Below are 21846 nucleotides of genomic sequence, written 5' to 3'. Positions count from 1 at the left end.
CCCTACGCTCTCTTAGCCATGATGCCGCGGTAGAGGGCAATCCACAGACCTAAAAGGATAAATGCACCGGCGGGGGAAGTGAAGATTCCGATACCGGGATAGGATTCGGGGAAGATTTGCATATCTAAAAGAGTTCCGTGACCGAAGAGCTCTCTTACAACGGCCATTGCCAACATCGCCATAGTATAGCCGATGCCCGTCCCCAAACCATCGACGATGGAGGGAACCACTTTGTTTTGATAAGCAAAGCCTTCCGCTTCACCTAAGATACAGCAGTTAACGACGATCAAAGGCAAGAAGATACCTAATGCGTCGTAGATCGCAGGGCTGTATGCGTGCAGAACCATTTGAACTAAGGTTACAAAGGCTGCAATGACGACGATAAACGCCGGAATCCGAACGTTGTTCGGGATGATGTTTCTTAACATACTGACGACGGCATTGGAGCAGATCAATACGAAGGTAACCGCAACGCCCATAGCGATAGCCGAGGAGACGGCGGTACTGATGGCCAATACCGAACACAGACCGATCATTTGCATAAAGATCGGATTGTTCTTGAAAATACTATTTGAAAAAACTTTTCCTAAATTCATGACTACCCCCTACTGTGCGCTGATTTCTTTGTAAGCGGGAAGAATGGAATTGATCCCATTGAGTACGGCGGTAGATGATATGGTCGCACCACTGATCATCGGAATTTCATCTTCGGCTTTCGGATCTTTGTTTCCCTTCACTTCGCCGTTCTTATAGGACTTGCCTGCGAATTGTTCGAAGTAAGGCGATTCGGTAATTTGAGTACCGATACCGGGCGTTTCGGCATTTTGAATGTTTCTGAAACCGGCAATGGTTCCGTCATTTAAAAGGCCGATGGCATTGGTCATGGCGCCGCCATAGCCGTTTGCCGTGTGATTGATACCGTAGCCGACGATTTCGTCGCCTTTTTTCGCTACGAAAACATCTTGAATGTCTTTGTATTTTTCGACGAGAGCCGCTTTTTTCGATTCGTCCAGGGGCTCAAATGTATCGGCTTTGTCGCCGTAAATTTCTTGATAGGCTTGAACGGATTTTTCAAATTCGGCTTTGGCAATAACTTCAGAAGTAAAGCTGTTGACAACAGCCAATAGTCCTGCCGCTATAGCGGAGATAACCAGGAGGACAAGACCTGTTTTAAGATAATTTTTCATTTACTTTGCCTCCCCATATGCTTCCGTTTTTGTCAAACGTTCAATCAAGGGGCTTGCTACGTTCATAACCAGGATGGAGTAGGACACGCCTTCCGCCATATTGCCTTTCATACGAATGACGGCCGTAATGATGCCGCAGCCGATGGCGAAAATAATCTTTCCCTTAACCCCTTGCGGTGTGGAGCTGTAGTCGGTCGCCATAAAGAATGCGCCGAGGAACAAGCCGCCGCCGAGAAGCTCGTAAGGAAGCAGGTCTGCGCTTAAGCCGAAGACCAAGAGGAAAACAGCCGTCGTCGCGATGTAGATGACGGGGATCTTCCAGTCGATGACCTTGCGTACCAATAAGTAGCAGGCGCCGATTAACAAGAGAATGGCGGATGTTTCACCGATGACCCCGCCGATGTTACCGATAATCATATCTTTTAACGGAGGGAGAGCATCTAAGTGTTCGCCGGCCTTGATGATGTTAAGAGGCGTTGCTGCCGATGCGGCATCTGCGGTCTCAGCCACTTTAGCCATGGCAGGTGCCGTGTAGGTTGCCATGAGTGCGGGCCAGGACAACATAGCCATGGCACGACCGGCCAATGCCGGGTTAACGAAGTTGCCGCCGATACCGCCAAAGGCTTCTTTGACGATGACGATGGCAAAGATCGACGAAATCGCGGGCACGTACCAGGGCACGCCTGCGGGCATGTTCATGGCGAGGAGAATACCGGTCACGGCGGCGGATAAGTCGCCGATTTGAGATTCTTTTTTCGTCACTTTTTGGAAAATAAATTCACTGCCGACGCAGCAAACGAGGCTGATTAAATAAATAATAAGTGCCTGCATTCCGAAGAAGTACACACTACCGACGACGGCCGGTGCCAAGGCGATGAGCACATCGCGCATGATCTTGGTAACCGAGTCGTTGGAACGAATATGGGGCGCTAATTGTACGAAGCGTCCATCTCCTTGTAAACTAGGAGATTTGGTTTTTACATTGTTTTCCATGACTACCTCCTATTATTTACGGGCATTGGCGCGGACTTCGCGTTTAGCAAGCTTGGTCGATTCGCTTAAGTAGCGTTTTGCGGGACACACAAAGGAGCAAATGCCGCATTCCATACATTGATCCGCATGGTATTCCTGACATTTGTCAATTCGGTTTCTCAGAATCGATGCGTTGATTCGCGTCGGATTAATATTGGCCGGGCAGTGATCCACGCAGCGACCGCATTGGATGCAAGGGCCTTCTTTGGCATCGTCGATTTCGACGTCGGTAAAGGCCAAAATGCCGGAGGTGGTCTTCGTAATCGGCGATGTGAAATCGAAAATGGATTTACCGGTCATGGGACCGCCGCAAATAAATTCGATGACATTGTCTTTTACGCCGCAGTAGTCCAAGATATCTTGAACCGGCGTGCCGATGCGAACCAAAAGGTTCTTCGGATGTTCGATGCCGGATCCGGAAACGGTAATGATCCGTTCGATGGAGGGCATGCCCGTGGCGATTAAGTCGTAATAAGCCTTCGACGTTTGCACATTGGTTAAGAAAACGCCCACGTCATTGGTGACGCCGTTTTGCGGAACGATACGGCCGCAGACCGCTTCCGATTGACGTTTGGAGTCCCCTTGGGGATACTTGGTCTTCATGGTAGCGACCTTCAGGGTCGGATATTTTGTAGCCACCATTTCGTTCGCCTTTTCAATGGCGTCCGGCTTGTTTTGCTCGATGGCTAAGTAAGCTTCATCTGTTTGATAAAGATCTTGGAACAGTTTTAAGGACGCGAACAATTCGTCGGCTTGTTCCACCATTAAGCGGTGGTCGCAAGTTAAGAAGGGTTCACATTCCGCCCCATTCAAAATAACGACATCCAGTGCAGGATCATCGCTCTTCAGCTTTGCGTGAAGCGGGAAACCTGCGCCACCCATGCCGACGATACCGGCATTTTTTACCAGGGCGACAATGTCGTCGATGCTCATATCTTTGTAGTTTTCTACCGGTTTTACGGAAGGATCCATATCGTCCTTGCCGTCGTTTTCGATAACGACCATATCCGTGTACATACCGTTCGCTGCATAACCTTTTTCAATGGCTACTACATCGCCCGATACACTGCTATGTACAGCCGCGGAAATAAACGCGTCGGAATTACCGACAATTTGCCCTCTTAATACGTGATCACCTACGGCAACTGTAGGTTTACACGGTGCACCGATGTGTTGGCTCATGGGAATACGGACCAACTTCGGTGAAGGCAGAACTTCAATAGCGACTCCTTCTGACAGCTCTTTGTGTTCATCAAAGTGAACGCCGCCCACAGAAAAAGTGAGATTCGTCTTTGCCATTCTTTCACCCCTTGCATTCTAAGAAATGAATCGCCGGGCAAGCGTTTTTGCCTGCAACACGACGGGCGACAACCATGGCCGCTCGTCCTCGGCTCTTCAGCTTTCATCTTTCCCTATCTTATCAAAATCGTTATGAAAAATCTAGTATTTGTCTAAAACGGACGTATAAAATGCGGCCTCCATTCCCCTACAGTAAGGGAAACAGGGGGACAGCGAGTTTTTTCTTTTTATAAAATTTTTCTCCGGAAAAATCATGCCGGCTCGACGCGGGCAATGATTTCCCCTTTCGTCACGATGTCCCCTTCCGCCACTTCGTAGGCTATCTTTCCCGCCTCCGGAGAGCAGACGGGCAGGGTCATCTTCATGCTTTCCATGGTGAACAGCAACCGGCCTTTTGCCACGGACTCATTGGACTTTACATGAAGGCGAATAATTTTTCCCGGCAAGGGTGCGCATATGATCACGACAACACCTCCCACAATTTCTCTCTTAAATCCGCAGGCCTTAGAACGGCGTCTACCAGGCCGCTTTTTTCCGCCGCCTCCGCGGACAGATGCATGGCTTTATAGCTCGACGCATTTTTATTCTTTAAATGAAGGATGTTCATGGCGAGCTCCGCGCCCATGACGCCGATACTCGCTCTCTCCAGAGCAAAGTAGGCGTCGGCACCCATTTCCCTGCACCCCATAGCCATGTAGGCACCGCCGAGAACCTTGCCCACGGCCACCGTCGCCTTCTTCCCTCGGTGGCGAAGGTAGGCATCCATCATCCGCCGGCCTCCGCCGAGGACGTCTTCTTCCTCCGATGCCGTGCCCGGCAAAAAGCCCGGAGTGTCCGCCAAACTGATGACGGGAAGGTGAAAGCGCTCGGCGAGGGCATAAAATGCCGCCGCCTTTTCCGCCGCCTCCTTATCCAACACCCCCGCCGCCACGGAGGGATTGTTGGCAAAGATGCCGACTCGCATTCCCTTAATCCGCGCGAAAAGCGTGGTGGCGGACGGCGCCCATTCATTCCAAAAAGAAATGGCGCTGCCCTCGTCGACGATGCCCTCGATGAGAGCCTCCATGCTCACTTCATCGCTCATAGGCAAGCTACCTGTCGCCGTCCCCTGCTTCTGCCTTAAAAAAGCCATGATCCGTCGACACTGCTCTGCCATCTCTTCTTCGGTTTCGGACGGAAAATGAACCAGGCCCCGCTTCGCCCCCGCCTCGGCGCCGCCCATGGCCTGAAGATTCGTCTCTTCGTAAATCGCCTTGGCCACGATCTTCGGTCCCGTGAGACAAAGAGCCGACTGTTCCCTCACGGCAAAGACCATGTCGCAAAGCTCCGCCATATAGGCCGCTGCGCCGACGCAGGGCCCGTAGGACAGATACAGCTTTGGCGTATCCAAATCGTGAAGGGCGCGAAACACGGAACCCGCCGCGGAAAGGGAGAGCTGGCCTTCGCTCATGTCCGCCCCCGCCGATTGACACAGAATCACCAAGGGTGCCCCGCCTTCCTTGGCCAGGGCCACGGCACGGACCAAGGATCGGCCTTCAAAAAAGCCCAAGGCCCCGCCTTTTTTCGTCGGATCGAAGGCCGCCACGACCGCGGGCTTTTCCGCTATCTTTGCCGTGGCAACTGACACCGCCGATTGATTCTTTTCTATGTAATACAAACTTCCCTCGTCCACGAGGGCTTCAATTCTCTCCCGTGCATTCGTCAATGGCTCCACCTCCGAAATCATGATACACAAAAAGCCGCACGAGAACGCGCGGCTTTCTTTGGTGCGGGAAAAGGGACTTGAACCCCCACGTGATGACTCACACATGATCCTGAATCATGCCTGTCTGCCGATTCCAGCATTCCCGCTCACGATAAATTATTATAACACGAGTTAAAGGTCTTGTAAATAAAAACTAAGATAAGTTTCTCATAAAAAAACGGTTCATATAGATTTCCTACATGAACCGTTTGTGATTATTGGTGCGGAGAAAGGGACTTGAACCCTCACGTGATGACTCACACATGCCCCTCAAACATGCCTGTCTGCCGATTCCAGCATCTCCGCTCATCACAGGAGTAGATTATAGCATAGATCACATGGCTTTGTAAATCTTTTTTTAAGGAATCGTGGCCTTCTTTTAAAAAACCCCTCTCCTGCGATAAAAAACCTCGCCGATTTCCTCGACGAGGTCGGATTTATTTTTCTTTCGTCTCTTTCGCCGGTTGATTGCTTACGGTCACGTCGTCGATGCCTTTAAATACGTAAAAGGCGTTGGGACGCATGCGCCCTTTGACGCGAGGTCCGGTGACGAGGACATTTTGCTTAAAGACCAGGGGAACATAGGGCACGTCGTCGCGAAAGATTTTGTAAATCTTGTCGATGGATTCCTTGCGCTCGGAATCCTTTTGGGCGTGAGCCAAATTTTTCAGCTCCTCGTCCATGGCCGGATTGCTGTAGCGACTGATGTTCATGCCGCCGATGCCGCCGGATGACAAGACCTGGGACAGATTGACCACGGCGGAAAAATCCATGCCCACTACGGCCATTTGGTAGCCGCCGCTTTGAAGGGCGCGGGCAAAACTGTCGGCTTGAGGCTCTTGTTTTTTCTCGGCGCCCTCCCCTTCTTCGGAGACTTCGCCGCCGCCTGCAAATGCCACGCGGGAGCGAATGCCGATTTTCTTCAGATCCTCGGACACCAGTTGCGCCTCGGTTTTCAGACGGTGATTTTCGCCATTGGTGAGAATGGTCAGATTCAGCGCCTCACCGTTTTTTCCCTCACGAAAGCCGTCGCCGTCCACGTCTTTATAGCCCGCACGATCCAGAACGTTCATAGCGCCGTCCACGCTTAAATAGGATTCCTCTTTGGCGAAGGTGCCGGCGGAAAGCTTCGGGTTGATAAAGAAATTCGCCATGGTGCCTTGGGACAGGTAGAGGCTGTCGATAATGCGTTCCTTATTGATGGCCAGATCCAATGCCTGCCGCAGTTGCACATCACTCAAAACCGGATCTTGGGTGTTCATGCTCACCACTTCCACCCGTTGGGTTTCGTAGGGCTCCACCTTGCTCTTCTCGTCGCTTTTGTAGCGGTCCCATGTGTAATCGTCCACGACGAACAGATCGATCTGTCCCGCATCGTAGGCCTGCTGAATGGCGGCCTGATCGGGAAAGATCAAGCCCACGATCTCGTCAATATAGGGCAAGCTGCCGTAGTAATTGGGATTTTTCTCCAAAAACACTTTTTTGTTCTTCTCCCACTTCTTTAAAAGGAAGGGCCCGGAGCCCACCACGTCGAAGTCTTCCGGATCCAACATGGCTTCTTCCGAATAGATATGGGCCGGCAAAATGGGAAAGCTTAAGAGCTCCAGGTAATTACCGTAGGCTTGATTAAATTCGAAGTCGATGTTTCGATCGTCGAAGATGACGGCCTTGGCCACCGTATCTAAATTCGTGCCGGCGCCGATGCCGGGGGTGCGTCGAAACAGTTGCTGATAGGGCGACTCTTCCGGCGCGTGCTTCACGGCATTAAAGGTGGCGGCCACGTCTTTCGTCGTAATGGGCGTGCCGTCTTGCCAGTAAATGCCTTTGCGCAAGGTGACGCTGACGCGGCGGCCTTCATCGGAGGTCTCCACGTGCTCGGCAATGGATGGCACCAAACGCCCGCTCCCCTCGTATTCAAAGAGGCGATCAAAAAGCAAGTGGCTCAACTGAAAATAAGATCGATTTTGCGTAAGCAACGGATTCAATGTGTCGAAATTGGTCAGGGGCACGGTGAGCGTCCCGCCGCCTTGGGAGCTATCCGCCCCTTTTTCTTCCACGACTTTTTTCGATTCTCCCAGTGAGCAGGAGGTCAATAAAAGCAGACAGAGGAGAAGAAGGAGGCCCTTACATTTTTTCACCGGTCCACGCCTCCAACACCTCATCTACCTGATTGTAAAGATTCATTAAATCCCCTGAATTGTCGAAAACCGCATGGGCCCGACTTTTCTTTTCCTCCAAGGGCATTTGCGAGGCGATTTTTTCCTTGGCATAGGCTTCGTCGATGTTATCGCGAGCCATAAGGCGCTCAAGCTGCACTTCTTCATCGGCGTCCACGAGCCACACGGCGTCGAAATCCAATCCGTTGGCCTTAATGGCGTCGTACTCTTCAAAGAGCAGGGGGATGTCGAAAAACACGAGGCCGTGAAAATTCTCGGACAGATCCACCATGGCGCGAATAATGGCCGGATGCATGAGATCGTTGAGCTTGCGGCGAGCGTCCTCGTCTTTAAAGACCAGCTGCCCCAGTTTGTCTCGGTCCAGCGCGCCGTCGGAGTCGAGCATGTAGTCGCCGAATGTTTCGGCGATTTCCTTTAATGTATCGGATCCCGGGCGCACCAGATCCGCGGCAATGGCATCGGCGTCGATCACCGGATAGCCCAATCCCAGAAGATAGGCCGTCAACACGCTTTTTCCCGAGGCGATAGAGCCTGTAATGCCGATTTTATTTTGTTTCATACCAATTTTCCCCCGTTTCCACTTCTACTTTTACGGGAATCGCCAGAGGCAAGGCGGATTCCATGGTTTCGACTAAAAGCTTTTTCACCCGCTCCCCTTCCTTCTTGTCCGCTTCGATAATCAATTCGTCGTGGACTTGCAGCAGGAGCTTGGCGTCCAGGTCTTCGTCTTTTAATTTTCTGTAAACGGCCACCATGGCCTTTTTCATCATGTCCGCCGCCGTTCCCTGAATGGGCATGTTCAGCGCCACTCGCTCGCCGAAGGAGCGGACGCTGAAATTTTTCGCCGCCAGTTCGGGAATGTAGCGTCGACGATGGAACAGGGTCTCCACATAGCCTTGGGCCTTCCCGGTTTCCACGATGTCTTCCATAAATTGATGAACGCCGCTGAATTTATGCAGATAATTGTCGATGTATTCTTTGGCTTCTTTTCTGGGAATATCCAAGTCCTGAGACAGACCATAATCGCTGATGCCGTAGACGATGCCGAAGTTTACCGCCTTGGCTCTGGAGCGCATGAGGCTCGTAACTTCCCTCGGGTCCGCGTGAAAGACCTGAGAGGCCGTGGTGGTATGGATGTCCGCATCGTCGTTAAAAGCTTTTTGCATCACCGGATCCCCGGAGATGTGGGCTAAAATGCGCAGCTCGATTTGGGAATAGTCGGCGTCGATAAATTCCGCCCCTTCCCTCGGCAAAAAGGCCTTTCGAATGCGGCGGCCCGCGTCGGTCTTAATAGGAATGTTTTGTAGATTCGGATTGGTGGACGAGATCCTTCCCGTGGCCGTAATGGTCTGTTGAAATTGGGAGTGAATCTTTCCGTCCGGTGCGATTTCCGCCTTGAGCCCTTCCACATAGGTGGACTGAATCTTGGCGAGCTGACGGTATTTTAATATGCGGTCCACGATCACGTGCTCGCTACGAAGCTTTTCCAGCACGTCCTGATTGGTGCTGAAGCCGGTTTTTGTTTTTTTAATGGGCGTGAGGCCCAAGTCCTCGAATAAAACTTCCGCCAACTGCTTCGTGCTGTTGATATTAAATTCCCTGCCGGCGTCGTCGTAAATGGCGGTCTCCAAGCCTTGGATCTCCTCAGCCAGATCGGCGCCGATTTCATCCAATACCTTTTCGTCCACGAGAATGCCCTCGTGCTCCATGGAGGCCAGAGTTTCCACGAGAGGCATTTCGATGGTGGAAAAGAGTTCCCACATTTGAAGCTCTTTTAACTTCTCTTCCTGCGCCGCCATGACCTTGGGAAGAAATTTATGCAGCCGGGACAAATAGCCGACGACATCATCCTCCGCATCGAGGAGGGCTTTTCTGCTCTTACCCTTACCTAAAAATTCTTCCGGCGAGGCGATGCTTTGGTTTTGGTACAAACCGATTAAATGAGACGCCTCGTAATTGGATTTCGTCGGATCCAGTAAATACTCGGCCACGGATGCGTCGAAGGCGACGTTTTTCGGTTCCATGCCGTAGTGAAAGGCGTAGAGAAACAGATCCTTTAAATCGCTGCCCACGATGGCCACATCGTCGTCTTCTAATAGCTCCTTCAGTCGCAGCAAATCCGATTCATCGGGAGACTTGACGATAAAGCCCTTTTCCTTTGCGGAAAGACAGATATAATCCACTTCCCCGCCGAAGTAGGGCCTGCCTTCCGTCATCAGGTGGATCATCACTTCGTCGGCGCCGGCAAGGCCTTTAACGGCATCTTCCATGGATGCGAGGGGCAAGTCCTTTGCCTCCGCCTCCTCTTCCTCCCCTTGGTCGGGAAGGCGCTTCAAGAGGGTGAAAAATTCATACTGAGTATAGAGATCCCGCAGGGCGTCCATGTCGTAGGGCTTCCGCTCTAAATCTTCCAAAGTAAAATCCAATGGAATGGTTGTAATGATCGTCCCCAGCTTTTTGCTCAAAAAGGCCTGCTGCATAAACTCTTCCAGATTTTCCTTTCGCTTCTTGCCGGTAATGGCGTCGAGGTTTTCGTAGACCCCCTCCATGGAATGAAAGTCGTGAATCAATTTCATCCCCGTCTTTTCGCCGATGCCGGGCACGCCGGGAATATTGTCGCTGGAATCACCCATAAGCCCCTTTAGGTCGATGAGCTGCTTCGGCGTCATGCCGTATTCCTTTTCGATTCGATCCACATCGTAAACTTCCAAGTTCGTAATGCCTTTTTTTGTCATGAGGACGTGAATATTTTCTTCGATTAATTGGAAGTAGTCCCTGTCCCCGGTAAGCAGATACACTTCTTTCCCCGCGGCGGCGGCCATTTTCGCCGCGGTGCCCGCCAAGTCATCGGCCTCGTACTCCGGAGAGTCCACGGTTTTTACACCCATGGTCTTTAAAATCTTCATTAAATAAGGCCACTGCTCGTCTAATTCCGACGGCGTCTTTTGCCGCGTGCCCTTGTACTCTTCGTAGAGCTCGTGGCGGAAGGTGCGGCCCTTTTGATCGAAGCACACGAGCAAGTACCCCGGGTCCATTTGCTCCACGGCGTTTTCCATCATGGAAACGAAGCCGTACACCGCATTGGTGTAAAGCCCCCGCTTCGTTTGCAAAAGAGGCAAGGCGTAAAAAGCCCGGAAAAACAAACTGCTTCCATCTATAATTAAAATCCTGTTTTTATTCATGGCTCCTCCTTGCCCTTATTATACACGAGTCTGCGCAAATAAAAAAAGCAGAGACTCTCGTGAATCCCTGCTTTTAAAATCACGCCTACTTTGTAATGGTAAGCACCGTATTTAAACTTCTTCCGGGCGACGTAATCACCCGTCCGTTGGCATAAAGACCCGAGGAAGCGCCGCCGTCCAAATTGGTCGCTTCCACGCAACCCAATTGAATCATGGCATTGGCCAAATTCGCTACCCGCGCCGTGCCCGTGACGATGACCACGGTACCATCGGCCTTCACGCCGATGGCGGAGCGACCGGCATTTTGATTGCGAATCTTTCCTTCGTAGTTCGATGCGGCAGATGCGGCCACATTCTTGCCGCCTTTAACGAGGATGGGGCCCGCCGCGACTAAGGCGTCCGCGGTTTCGCCTGCAAGACGAGGATCCCCCTTCAGCACGACGGTGTCTTTTACCGTATCGCCTACGCGAATCATGGCATTAATGTCGCTCTTCGATACCGCATTGGCTGCAAAGAAGATGACGTAGCCGTTTTGCGGAATGGTAACATTGCTTCCGCCGCCACCCATGGCTTTGACCACGCCGCCGGAAACCACGGCGTAAGTCCCTTGAGGCAGTTTCACGGAACCGCCGTAATAGGGATTAAAGACGCCGATGCCGGTATTGTCGTTAAGCCCCGCATTGGTGTACCAGGCGCTGAATTTTTTGTGGCCCGCATCCAATTCGTGGATCACCGTCGGTTGACCGATGATGTTTTTGCCGGATGCCGTGCGAATAAAGGCGCCGTCATTGCCGATGCCTTGGATAACTTGGCCCCGGCTTACAATATTGCCGTAGGGCACCTTCGTGCGATAGGCGTCGAAGAAATTGCCGTTCACCGCCACTGTGGGCTGCGTCCTTTTAATGATGGATCCGAAGGGCTCCGCGCCCACCAGGCGATTGTTGCCCTTCACCACATTAAATTTTAAATTAGGATGATTGGGCACTGTCACAATATTCAGCTGCACGCCGGCGACATTTTGTCGGCTGACGGTGACATTGGAAGAAGCTGCGGCCTGCGGTTGTTGAGCAGGGGCTGCCGGTTGTGGAGCAGGTACTACAGGCTTTGTCGGCAGCTTGACTGCGGCGGGATCATAATTGCCTACGTGGACGATGCGCCGCTGTTCGTCATAACCGACCTGTTTGGCCAAAACTTTGCCCAGGCTTCTGATTTGCAGATAATTATAGCCGGCAATATTGCAGCTCTTGACATTGGCGGTGACGCCGTTGATCTTTATCTTGGCTTCACCCATAAAAACTTGGCTGTCCGGGACTTCGCCGCCCGCGTCCTTGCCGCCTTTACCCGCCTCGTCGACATAGGCTTCCCCGGGAACCACTTCGACCAAGCGATCCGCCGCATGGTACCTTACATTATGTTTATCCCCGGTGTTATTGAGACCTTTTAAAACGTCCCGCAGCTTAAAGTAATTGTACCCGCCGATATTATAGGCGAGGCAATCCACGACCTGATTGTTCACAACGAAAGTTTGCGTCGTCGGTTTCGCTCCGTAGGCCACGGTGGGCACCAAGAGCAAAGCCGCCAAAGTTAACGCCGTCAGCTTCTTTTTCATATGAACCTCCTTTTAATAATGATATACCTACCCTCAGTATAGCAAAAAGTCGGAAATATAGGTGTGTGGAAAATAAAAATTATTCTGATATGGGCCGGCGAAACTCTTTCATGCTAAAAATTTTTCACCACTTGACATTTTCGGCGATTATAAAAGCCGACGTAGGTAAGCCGATAAAACCACAATAAAAAATGACCGGACTGCATTTTTGCAATCCGGCCATTATCTATGGTGCCGAAGGCGGGACTTGAACCCGCACGGTGTTGCCACCGCTGGATTTTGAGTCCAGTACGTCTGCCAATTCCATCACTTCGGCCAACTGATACTTCGCTAGTATAACATATCTGTTAGCCTCGTGTAAAGGAAAGTTTTTATTTCATGGTTAAAAAGCTGCCATAGGCTCTGTAGGTGGAGTAGATGTCCGCTTTGGACGCCACTTCCAAGGGCGCGTGCATGGAAAACAGTGCCGTACCCAGATCCACGACTTCCGCGCCGGTTTCGGCGAGGATGTAGGCCACGGTGCCGCCGCCTCCTTCGTCGACCTTGCCCATTTCTCCCGTTTGCCACAAAATATTGTCCTTGGCGAATTGATCCCGAAGGGCGGCGACAAATTCCACATTGGCGTCGTTGGTGGAGCTCTTGCCTCTGGCGCCGGTGTATTTCATCATGCAGACGCCTTCGCCTAAGCGGGCGGCGTTTTTCTTGTCCATGACCTCGGGATAGTTGGGATCCAGTGCCGCCGTGACATCGGCGGAAAGAACCACACTATTGGCCATGGCGCGGCGCACCATGACATTGGAGTCCACGCCCATTTTAAAGAGCACTTCCGCCACGGCGTTTTCAAAATACTTGGCGCTCATGGAGGTGTTGCCCACGGAGCCGATCTCTTCCTTATCGGCAAAGACGGCGACGCAGGTTCTGGTGTGTTCCTTTACCTCCAGCTGCGCCCGCAGAGAGGCGTAGGCGCAGACCTTGTCATCTTGGCCATAAGCTGCTACCATGCTTCGGTCCAGTCCCAGGTCTCTGGCACAAAAGGCAGGCACCACTTCCAGCTCCGCCGTTTCGAAATCGTCGGGATCCATGCCGTATTTTTTCTTCAGCTCATAGGCGACGGCCTCTTCCACGGAGCCGTTCAGAGGACGGTGGCCGAAAAGGACGTTGAGATTTTCGCCGATGACCCCTTCCGCCAGGGATTTTTTATTTTGCGACTTGCTCAGGTGGGGCAAGAGATCCGTCACGGTGAAGATGGGGTCGCGAGGATCGGAGCCCAGGTTCACTTCGTGCTTTTTGCCGTCTTTTGTGATGACGACGCCGTGAATGGCCAAGGGAATGGCCGTCCACTGGTATTTTTTAATGCCGCCGTAGTAATGGGTCTTCAACAAAGCCACATTTTCCTCTTCGTAAAGGGGCGTCGCCTTAATGTCCAGGCGAGGCGAATCGATGTGGCTCGCCACAATGGCCATGCCCTCTTCCAAATCCCCTGCCAAATCGAAAAGGACCACGGATTTTTCCTTGTTCAGGAAGTAAATCTTGTCGCCGCGCTTTAATTGATCCACGGCATAAAAATCTTTGTAGCCCGCTTCTTCCGCCAGACGCACGATTTCTTTCGCCGCCATGCGCTCGGTTTTCGCCCGATCCAAAAAGGCCATGTAGTCGTCGGAAAAGCTCATAATGGCTTCGTGCTCTTCTTCTCTATCCCAGTAGTACTTTTCTTTTTCCATTCCATTCTCCTCTCTATTGAGAGTCCCCTACGTCGGGGACGTCGTCGTTTTCTTTTGCCGCCAAATTATCTTCCGTCTTCGTGTGCTTCTCGTCGTCTTTGTCGTCGGGCTTCGCCGTAGCTACGGGCATGTCGTAGAGCAGGCAGTGGCCCAGCATGTGGGACATGAGTCGCTTCGCCGGATCTTTTAATTGGCCTTCCTCGTCGTAAAAATCGCTTTGATTCTTGGCGTCTTTGTTCCAGTCGATTAGGCTGACATTGGCGTATTTGTCGGCGATGCGCCGCAAAATGTCGTTGTTCTTATCTTCGAATTGAGGATCGGTCACCACATTAAACAAAAACATGGGCCGTCCCTCCGCGGTCTTCACTATTTCGTCCACGGCGTCAAAGGTCAGGGCGCCGTCGTTTCCGATTTGAAGAATAATGGGGCCGTCCGCCGAGTATTCCTTGATCCGCGCCACGTACCAGGAAGGATTTAAATTATCCGATCCCTGTACCTGCAAATTGGGCATAAGGCGCAAATAGGCTTCCCGCGCCGATTGGGCAGTGCCGTCGCCTAAGAGGAGTCCCTCTTGAGACTGAAGCTTGCCCAAATCCTCGTTGGTTAGTTTGTAATAGGGCTTTTGAGCGTTGACCTGTTCGATGGCCGCGGCCAATTCGTTGGACGGCTCGAAGCGCTCCGTCAGAGACGCCTTCTTTTCATCGGTGTCGCCCTCGTCAGTGGCCGATCTTTTTACCGTCGCCTTTTCCCGCTTCTGTTGCTTCATCATCATGGGGCTTTGGGTCCCGAAACTCAGGATCATGATCCCGCAGAAGACGACGGCCAAAATTCCGTAAACCTGCTTACTCCCCAGCTCTTTGACCCGGAAAATATAGTGAGAGGCCTGCGATGCGAGGAGCAGGACGACGAAGGCCAGGGGAATCCAAAGGCTTGAGCTTAATTGAAACCTGTCCCCCAAAGCGCCCATAAAAAAGAACGAGGGCATGCTGTAAAGGTAAATGGAATAAGCCCGCTCCCCTAAAAAGGTGAAGAGGGGAAATTGAAATACGGTTTCGAAGGCGTTTCCGTCGCGAAACAGAAACAAGAGAAAAAGGCTCAGCAGCAAACTCGTGAGAAAAAGCCCGCCCAAATAAGCCGGCGCCGTCTCGCTCATAAAGAGCACGAAGATGACGAAAAGGATAATAATGCCGAGCATGGACATGTCGCGGCTGGCCGTGCGGCCCCGCCCTTTGCCCAAAAGTTCATAGGCCACGACGGGAAAGGCGACAAAAAAGCTGAACAGTCGACTTTCGGGACTGTAAAATATACGGGCTTCCGCCAAATCCAAACCCCCGAAGATGCCCATAACGAGGGCGGAGATGATGCTGATGGCGCCGCCGAAGAAGGCTATGGAAATAATCTTTTGCCGAGTCTTTTTTCCTAAAATCGCCAGGGAGAAAATCAAATAACACTGCATCAAAAGAGATATGAACCACAGATGCCCGAAGGGCGACGGTTGTTCGATGCTCAGGGGATGGCCGGCGAGGCTTTGAAGAATATTATTGCCGAAAAACAAAGAGCTCAGGGCCTGTCCCCGCACCATGGGCAGATCGGCGTAAAAGAATATGGCATAGACCGCCGTCACCACGGTGACCATTCCGAGAAGTTCCGGCCAGTAGTTGCGCACCTTTTCGACGAAGAATGGTCCCGGGTGGGTTTTTTCTTTAATATAGCTTTGAAAGGTTTCAAATCCGAATAGCGCAAAGAGCAATTGATAGCCTAGGTGGCCGCCTAAAAACACGCGGTTGAAGGCCATATATAGTAAAATAAGACACAGGGCAAAACCTTTGACGCCCTCCGCCATTTTTTTCTGTTTAATGGGCATAGTACGACTCCTTTGTTTGATGGTAATATTTTACCATAATCGAATAAAAATGGCTTATTCTTTACCTCGACGCCTTTTTTGTAAAATTCTTTGAAAAAATGTCTGGACAAATATCGTCAGCAGCTGTATAATTGTTTCTGTTATCGACGTTTGCATCTTTAGCTCAGTTGGTAGAGCAACTGACTCTTAATCAGTGGGCCCAGGGTTCGAGTCCCTGAAGATGCACCAGATAAAGCCATTTGTGGCGGCCGCTCTATGAATTGTGGTGCTACGGTGGTGCTACCGGGCGAAAGCGTTTTTCCGTGCTTTCGCCCGTTTTTTTATGCCCGTTTTCTCTGCGCATAGAAAAAGCGACGCCTACACGTCGCTCTTGTCTTTGTTTTTCCAGTAAAGGTCCCATATTTTTTTCATGAGAATATCTTTGTCCCGCTGCCCTATCTTCTCCGAAGCCAGGGCTTTTTTCACGCCGTTAAAGGACTGGCGCAGGACCTTGTAATCTTCGTAGGCGTCCTCGTCCTTCTGCGGCATGGCGAATTCTTCGTCTTCCCGAAGGAGGTCGTTAATATCCACGTCGAAGACTTGGGCGATTTTTTTGTAAATCAATCGATTCTTCGGATAGCTGTCGCCGGATTCGTAATTTTTTACCGTGCGCACGCTGACGCCCAAAGCGTCGGCCAGCTCCTGTTGAATCCAGCCCTTTTCCGTGCGCAGAATTTTTATTTTTTCTGCAAAAGTCATGGCATCACCTGCGGTTCTATAGGCTCCGTCTTTCGACCATCATTCGTCTTTTTCAACTTCCTCTTCATCGGTTGCTACATCGACAGATGCATCGGCACGATTTTTCTCCAATATTTCCATAAATTCCGCACCGGTGATGGTTTCCTTCTTCAAGAGATAGTGGGAAATGGCGTGAAGGCTGTCGATGTTTTCCGTGAGGATCTCGTGGCTCTTCTCCTGCGCCTTGGTAATAATGGCGCTCACCGCCATGTCGATGTCGAAGGCCCGCCGATCGGAAACGGCCAAGGTGGTGTCGCCGCCTAAATATTTATTGGTTAAAGTTTCCATAGCCACGAAGCCGAACTCGTCGGTCATGCCGTAGCGGGTAATCATGGAGCGAGCGATTTTCGTCGCCTGCTCGATGTCGTTGGATGCGCCGGTGGTGCGGGTGTTGAAGATCAATTCTTCCGCCGCCCGCCCGCCGGTAAAGGTGACGATCTTATTAAATGCCTCTTCTTTGCTGATGAGGAATTTTTCTTCCTCATCCACCTGCATGGTGTAGCCCAAAGCGCCGCTGGTTCTGGGAATAATGGTGATCTTGTGCACCGGCGCCGATTCTTTTTGCATGGCGGCTACCAGGGCGTGGCCCACTTCGTGGTAGGCGATGATTTCTTTTTCCCTTTGGCTGATGACGGTGTTTTTCCGTTGATGGCCGGCGATGACCACTTCCACGCTTTCCATTAAATCTTCTTCGCTCATTAACCGGCGACCGCAACGCACGGCACGCAGTGCCGCTTCGTTAATCATATTGGCGAGATCCGCCCCGCTGGCCCCGGCAGTAGCGCGGGCCACGGCATTGTAATCGATGTCGGCTTCCGTCTTCACATCTTTCGCGTGAACCTTTAATATGGCTTCGCGACCGACGAGATCCGGCAGCTCCACGGGAATGCGGCGGTCGAAGCGACCGGGACGCAAGAGGGCCGGGTCCAGGGACTCGGGGCGGTTGGTGGCCGCGAGGATGACCACGCCGCCGTTACCTTCGAAGCCGTCCATTTCGGCCAAGAGTTGATTCAAGGTTTGTTCCCGCTCGTCATTGCCCGAAAAACCGGCGCCGTCGCGCTTCTTGCCGATGGTGTCGATTTCGTCGATAAAGACGATACAGGGCGCCTTTTCCTTGGCCTGTTCAAAGAGGTCCCGCACCTTGGCGGCGCCGAGGCCCACAAACATTTCCACAAATTCCGAACCGGAAATGGAGAAGAAAGGCACCTTGGCTTCCCCCGCCACGGCTTTGGCCAATAGGGTCTTCCCCGTTCCCGGAGGGCCTACGAGAAGGGCGCCCTTGGGAAGCTTGGCGCCGATTTCGGAATACTTGCTCGGGTTATGCAAAAAGTCCACGATTTCCGTCAAATCGTCCTTGGCTTCGTCCTGCCCCGCCACATTGGCGAAGGTGATGCCATCTACGCTTTGGTCGTAAATCTTCGCATTGCTCTTCCCGAAGCTCATGGGGCCCACGCCCCCCTTGCCGCCCATGGATTTCGTCATGGAACGCAGGAAAATTTGTCCCACGGCGATCATGACCACCACCATGAGGGCGAAGCTCAAGAGGCTTTGCAAAATGGGATTCATTTCGCTGGGATACTTGCGGTCAAACTCCACGCCGTTGTCGTAGAGGCGATTGACCAGACTTTCGTCGGGGAAACGCGCCGTTTCGTAGCGCACGTCCTTTTCCCCTTTAATGGTAAAGGCGATTTGCTTGTCCGCAATATGCGCCTCTTCCACTTTCTTTTGATCCACATTGCTCAAAAACTCATTGTAGCTCACGCTCTTAATCTTTACCGGATCCTTCAGCATTTTTGGCATCAACATAAACGAAATCAAAAAGACCAGGACGATTCCAATAGCGTAATATAAAAACATGGGTTTATTTATATCTTTTTTGTTTTTCATCGATTCCTCCAATCATTCTATCTTCAATGTATATCCATAATCGAAGGGATTTATGCATTAAAACTTGCCTCGATATTACCACAGACCATGGCCTTTAAAGGGACCTTGCGAAAAACTTATCCTCATCTTTGCCTTTTGCCCTCAATGGCAAAGTCTCCGCGGAAAACTTTCTCCTGTCCCCTTATTTCTTAACTTTTCCGGAGGGCTTATGGTAAAATGATATAAATCCGAATAGCAATTGACAGAGGAGGACCTATGAAGAAAATAAAATTAACCGCACTGACCGGCATCTGCCTCGGCCTGCTTCTCGTAGCCACAGGCTGCGCCAAAGACACGGCACAGGCGGAAGAAGCGAATAATCAAGTGGAAGTGGTTGAAAACCAAAAGACATCGGAAGATTTAAACAAAGAAGCCGCAGAAAACGACGGGAAGGAAAAGAACGCCGACGACAAAAACAATTCCGAGGCCGAAGATGAAAAAGACGGCGAAGAAAAAAGCTACAACGTCACCTTGACCTATCCTTCCACCGCCTATATCGTGGACGGCGACGAAGACAATAAAAAGGTCACGGAACAAGTCACCGTCACCGCAACGAAAGACGATGTCATCACCAAGGTGCTGGATCAACTGAGCCAAGCTCCCGAAACCGAAGGCGCCGAACCCGTGGGCTTGGATAAATTCGATTACTCCAAATCCAAATTAGACGGCACCACCGCCGTCGTCGATCTTTCCGGCGACCTTACCGGCGGCTCCCTGGACGAAGACGTGCTGGCCCGCTCCATTGTCAACAGTCTGCTCTCCGTGAAGGGCATTAAGGCCGTGGAGTTTACGGTCAACGGCGAAAAGGCCGAAAGCCTTATGGGCCATGTGGATATTTCCGAGCCCTTTACGAAAAATCTGTAATAATAAACAAAACTTGAGTCCGGCGAAAACCGGGCTCTTTTTTGTGTCCGTTACCTGCCGTTTGACATAAAAATCTTTCCAAAATAAAAAAGCCCGAGGGATTTCTCCCCCATGGCTTTAAGATGTCGGGCCGTTGAGTTTTAAATTTTCTTCCACCGCCGACGGATCGCCCGCCTTTGCCTTGTCCAGCATCTTTTTAAAATAGTCTCGTGTCGCGTCGTCACATTTGGCGGGGCTCATGTAGTTCATCGTCGGTGCCTTTTCCAATTCTTTAATGGCATGATCGGCCCGTTCTTTATCCGTCTGATAATTTTCCAGCCATTCCTTTTCCCAAGCTTCCTCCCAATATTGGGACGCCCGCGTGTCGCCATAGCCCGCTTCAAAGGAGGCTTCTTTTTCCCCGTCCAATTCCGTAGGCACAGTATATTTGTCGGGCCAGTTTAAGGAAGCTGCCGTTTCTTTAAACTCCTTGTTCGCAGCGTCATAGGAATTAAAACTTTTCCCATCGTCCCTATGACAGGCACAAAGGCCGAGAGCCAGGGCGAGGATAAAGGACACGCACAGGATTCGCTTAAATGTTTTTCTCATATCAATCTCCTTTTCAATGTAAATGCATCTCTACATCTCAAAGGATAGCATGGCTCCTGTTACGAGTTTTTAATTCCCTTCTACGATATTCTTACTTTTTTCCTACTTTTTGAACCTTATCCGAAAACACACTTTGTTATCTGCGCTTTGTGCTGCGATTTCCGCTCCGTGGGCGCGGAGAATTTCTCGTGCGATGGCAAGGCCCAAACCGGATCCGCCGGCGGAATGCCGCGAGGGATCCAGACGGTAAAAGGGCTCGAAAATATTTTCCAAGGCTTCCTCGTCAATGGTCTTACAGGCGTTGGTAAAGTCGACGGTGACATCCGATTCCCTTTCTGTGACGGTCACATGAACGGCGCTGCCCTTATCGCCGTACAAGTAGGCATTTTTTAAAAGATTGCCGAACACCCGAGACATCTTGTCGGCGTCACAGGAAAGAATCACATTTTGCGGCACATCAAGCTTGCAATCCATGTGCTTTTCGTCGAAGAGCGGTTTAAATTCAAAAATAATCTGCTCCAAGAGAAGGCTCAAATTACATTCTGTCACGTCCAATTTCAAGTCGGATAAATTAAATTTCGTCATCTCGAAAAACTCGTCGATTAAATCGGAAAGCGCCTCGCTCTTTCGTAAGACGACGGCCAGGTATTTCTCTCGCTCCTCATTGGACAATTTCACATCGCCGCTTAATAAATTTAAGTAGCCCACAATGGATGCCAAAGGCGTCTTTAAATCGTGGGCCAAGTTCACGATCAAGTCGTTTTTTTGCTTTTGGCTCTGTGCCGCCAAGGCCTCATTTCGAATGGATTCCGCCTTGAGTGCATTGATTTTCTCGGCAATGGCGGCGAGTTCCGGCGACAAGACAATGGGGTCCGCTTCTTTATCGAAGAGAAGGCTTGTGGCTTCCTGCAGCTCATCCACATAGTGAACCAATTGCTTAAACAGTCGGTAGGTCGTGAGCATGATGAGAAGAACCCAAGTGCCGAGGGCCGGATAGAGCAGGTAAAGGTCCCGGTAATACAAGTAGTTGAAGGGATCGTGACCGTTTAACCATCGGCGCAGGCAAAAACTGATAAAGAGCGCCGCAAAAAATACCGCAGCGGTAATGGCCACGACCCGGATTGCATAGCGCTTAAAAATCCCGCGGAGCAAGGGGTCATTATTATTTTTCGATAACATAGCCCACGCCCCAAACCGTTTTAATGTACTTGCTGTGGCGTCCGGAATCATTCATCTTTTCTCGAATCCGCCCGATGTGCGCCATCACCGTGTTGTTATTGTCCATGTATTTTTCCCGCCAAATCGCTTCGAAAAGCGCCTCCGATGACACGACATCTCCCAAGTGCTCGCATAAATACCACACGATTTCAAATTCGATGGGCGTCAGGGAAAGGGGGCTTTCGTTTAAAATGCACTTGTGTTCCCTTTTGTTGATGACCAAGCCGCGAACGGAAATCTCATCCTCCGCCCCGCCACTTCCCTGATTGTATTGGCCGCTTCGGCGAAGCTGGGTCTTGATTCTGGCCACGACTTCCAAAGGATTAAATGGCTTGGTCATGTAATCGTCGGCCCCGATGGTCAGGCCCAAAATTTTATCCTCGAAATCGATTTTCGACGTGAGCATGAGGATGGGAAAAAAATAGTTTTCGCGAATTCTTTTGCACAGGCTGAAACCGTCCATACCCGCTAGCATAATATCCAAAATCATGGCATCCGGCGGATCCGCTTTGATTTTTTCCAGGGCTTCCTCGCCGTCATAGGCCGTTTCCACGACGTATCCGTCGTTATGAAGATAGATCGCAAGCAGATCGCAGATTTCTTTCTCATCATCCACGATGAGGATTTTTTCTTTCATGGTTCTTCTCCGTCAGTCCTA

At 51.2% G+C, this 21846-nt stretch carries 18 protein-coding genes and 4 tRNA genes; 2 read left to right on the top strand and 20 right to left on the bottom strand.

Annotated features, from left to right (window positions below; genetic code table 11):
• Nucleotides 1–2 precede the first annotated feature (2 nt).
• The 15 genes from rsxE to BN7444_RS06855 all read right to left on the bottom strand — a co-directional run bounded on the left by rsxE (nucleotide 3) and on the right by BN7444_RS06855 (nucleotide 15815).
• Entirely contained in the window at nucleotides 3–596 is a 594-nt protein-coding gene (gene rsxE / locus BN7444_RS06925) for an electron transport complex subunit RsxE (RefSeq protein WP_068457607.1), read from the bottom strand.
• A 9-nt stretch (nucleotides 597–605) separates the two neighbouring features.
• A complete protein-coding gene (locus BN7444_RS06920) occupies nucleotides 606–1187 on the bottom strand; it encodes an RnfABCDGE type electron transport complex subunit G (protein ID WP_068457604.1) in 582 nt (193 codons plus the stop codon).
• Nucleotides 1188–2180 (bottom strand): RnfABCDGE type electron transport complex subunit D, encoded by a 993-nt coding sequence (locus tag BN7444_RS06915; RefSeq protein WP_068457601.1) that lies wholly within the window; start codon nucleotides 2178–2180, stop codon nucleotides 1188–1190.
• Between the two features lie 12 nt (nucleotides 2181–2192).
• Nucleotides 2193–3518 (bottom strand): electron transport complex subunit RsxC, encoded by a 1326-nt coding sequence (rsxC, locus tag BN7444_RS06910; protein WP_068457598.1) that lies wholly within the window; start codon nucleotides 3516–3518, stop codon nucleotides 2193–2195.
• Nucleotides 3519–3769: 251 nt separating this feature from the next.
• A complete protein-coding gene (locus tag BN7444_RS06905; RefSeq protein ID WP_068457595.1) occupies nucleotides 3770–3982 on the bottom strand; it encodes an acyl-CoA carboxylase biotin carboxyl carrier protein subunit in 213 nt (70 codons plus the stop codon).
• On the bottom strand, nucleotides 3979–5223 hold the full coding sequence (locus tag BN7444_RS06900) for a carboxyl transferase domain-containing protein (RefSeq protein ID WP_068457593.1): 1245 nt from the start codon (nucleotides 5221–5223) through the stop codon (nucleotides 3979–3981). Before BN7444_RS06900 ends, BN7444_RS06905 begins: the two co-directional genes overlap by 4 nt.
• 59 nt (nucleotides 5224–5282) lie before the next feature.
• A tRNA-Leu gene (locus BN7444_RS06895) sits at nucleotides 5283–5369 on the bottom strand.
• 112 nt (nucleotides 5370–5481) lie between these two features.
• Nucleotides 5482–5568, bottom strand: a tRNA-Leu gene (locus BN7444_RS06890).
• Nucleotides 5569–5699: 131 nt separating this feature from the next.
• Nucleotides 5700–7400, bottom strand: a complete 1701-nt coding sequence (locus tag BN7444_RS06885) for an ABC transporter substrate-binding protein (protein WP_068457592.1) — start codon at nucleotides 7398–7400, stop codon at nucleotides 5700–5702.
• A complete protein-coding gene (coaE, locus tag BN7444_RS06880) occupies nucleotides 7387–7998 on the bottom strand; it encodes a dephospho-CoA kinase (protein WP_068457591.1) in 612 nt (203 codons plus the stop codon). Before coaE ends, BN7444_RS06885 begins: the two co-directional genes overlap by 14 nt.
• Nucleotides 7985–10621, bottom strand: coding sequence for a DNA polymerase I (gene polA / locus BN7444_RS06875; protein WP_068457590.1), 2637 nt, complete (start codon nucleotides 10619–10621; stop codon nucleotides 7985–7987). Before polA ends, coaE begins: the two co-directional genes overlap by 14 nt.
• 85 nt (nucleotides 10622–10706) lie before the next feature.
• Nucleotides 10707–12230 (bottom strand): phosphodiester glycosidase family protein, encoded by a 1524-nt coding sequence (locus BN7444_RS06870; RefSeq protein WP_068457587.1) that lies wholly within the window; start codon nucleotides 12228–12230, stop codon nucleotides 10707–10709.
• A 229-nt stretch (nucleotides 12231–12459) separates the two neighbouring features.
• A tRNA-Leu gene (locus tag BN7444_RS06865) sits at nucleotides 12460–12546 on the bottom strand.
• Between the two features lie 55 nt (nucleotides 12547–12601).
• Nucleotides 12602–13951, bottom strand: coding sequence for an aminopeptidase (locus tag BN7444_RS06860; protein WP_068457584.1), 1350 nt, complete (start codon nucleotides 13949–13951; stop codon nucleotides 12602–12604).
• 13 nt (nucleotides 13952–13964) lie between these two features.
• Nucleotides 13965–15815, bottom strand: coding sequence for an acyltransferase family protein (locus BN7444_RS06855; RefSeq protein ID WP_068457574.1), 1851 nt, complete (start codon nucleotides 15813–15815; stop codon nucleotides 13965–13967).
• A 152-nt stretch (nucleotides 15816–15967) separates the two neighbouring features.
• Between BN7444_RS06855 and BN7444_RS06850 the strand changes: the two genes are divergently transcribed.
• Nucleotides 15968–16043 (top strand) — tRNA-Lys (locus tag BN7444_RS06850).
• A 129-nt stretch (nucleotides 16044–16172) separates the two neighbouring features.
• Here the strand turns inward: BN7444_RS06850 and BN7444_RS06845 are convergent.
• On the bottom strand, nucleotides 16173–16553 hold the full coding sequence (locus BN7444_RS06845) for a helix-turn-helix domain-containing protein (RefSeq protein ID WP_068457571.1): 381 nt from the start codon (nucleotides 16551–16553) through the stop codon (nucleotides 16173–16175).
• A gap of 39 nt (nucleotides 16554–16592) precedes the next feature.
• Entirely contained in the window at nucleotides 16593–18479 is a 1887-nt protein-coding gene (ftsH, locus tag BN7444_RS06840) for an ATP-dependent zinc metalloprotease FtsH (protein ID WP_068457557.1), read from the bottom strand.
• A gap of 255 nt (nucleotides 18480–18734) precedes the next feature.
• Here ftsH and BN7444_RS06835 point away from each other — a divergent pair, with 255 nt between their 5' ends.
• Entirely contained in the window at nucleotides 18735–19382 is a 648-nt protein-coding gene (locus tag BN7444_RS06835) for a GerMN domain-containing protein (protein ID WP_068457556.1), read from the top strand.
• Between the two features lie 117 nt (nucleotides 19383–19499).
• Here BN7444_RS06835 and BN7444_RS06830 read toward each other — a convergent pair whose 3' ends face one another.
• The 3 genes from BN7444_RS06830 to BN7444_RS06820 form a co-directional block, all read right to left on the bottom strand.
• Nucleotides 19500–19970, bottom strand: a complete 471-nt coding sequence (locus BN7444_RS06830) for a hypothetical protein (protein WP_068457554.1) — start codon at nucleotides 19968–19970, stop codon at nucleotides 19500–19502.
• A gap of 102 nt (nucleotides 19971–20072) precedes the next feature.
• Entirely contained in the window at nucleotides 20073–21149 is a 1077-nt protein-coding gene (locus tag BN7444_RS06825) for a sensor histidine kinase (protein WP_082941304.1), read from the bottom strand.
• Entirely contained in the window at nucleotides 21133–21825 is a 693-nt protein-coding gene (locus BN7444_RS06820) for a response regulator transcription factor (protein ID WP_068457551.1), read from the bottom strand. Before BN7444_RS06820 ends, BN7444_RS06825 begins: the two co-directional genes overlap by 17 nt.
• Between the last annotated feature and the right edge of the window lie 21 nt (nucleotides 21826–21846).

Source organism: Peptoniphilus pacaensis, assembly GCF_900088125.1.
Classification (GTDB): domain Bacteria; phylum Bacillota; class Clostridia; order Tissierellales; family Peptoniphilaceae; genus Aedoeadaptatus; species Aedoeadaptatus pacaensis.
The sequence above is the reverse complement of the archived record's forward strand: the minus strand, read 5'-3'. Positions and strand labels throughout refer to the sequence as shown.